General features: G+C 56.3%; 1 rRNA gene. It reads left to right on the forward strand.

The features are described 5' to 3' along the window. Positions 1 to 426, forward strand: a 16S ribosomal RNA gene (locus ACTHS4_RS11645); the annotation flags it as partial.

Consider the following 426-nt stretch of genomic DNA (forward strand, 5'->3'; position numbering starts at 1 on the left):
GGCGAAAGCCTGACCGAGCGACGCCGCGTGTGGGATGAAGGCCTTCGGGTTGTAAACCGCTGTCAGAGGGGAGGAATGGGCGGAGGGTAATCTCTTCGTTTTGACCTATCCTCAGAGGAAGTACGGGCTAAGTTCGTGCCAGCAGCCGCGGTAAGACGAACCGTACGAACGTTTTTCGGTATCACTGGGCTTTAAGGGTGCGTAGGCGGCGCTTTAAGTCGGGTGTGAAATCCTTCGGCTCAACCGAAGAATTGCGCCCGATACTGGGGTGCTAGAGGGAGACAGGGGTGAGCGGAACTGATGGTGGAGCGGTGAAATGCGTTGATATCATCAGGAACACCGGTGGCGAAAGCGGCTTACTGGGTCTCTTCTGACGCTGAGGAACGAAAGCTAGGGTAGCGAACGGGATTAGATACCCGTGTAGTC

This window comes from Neisseria sp. P0014.S009, assembly GCF_051958155.1.
Classification (GTDB): Bacteria; Pseudomonadota; Gammaproteobacteria; order Burkholderiales; family Neisseriaceae; genus Neisseria; species Neisseria flavescens_C.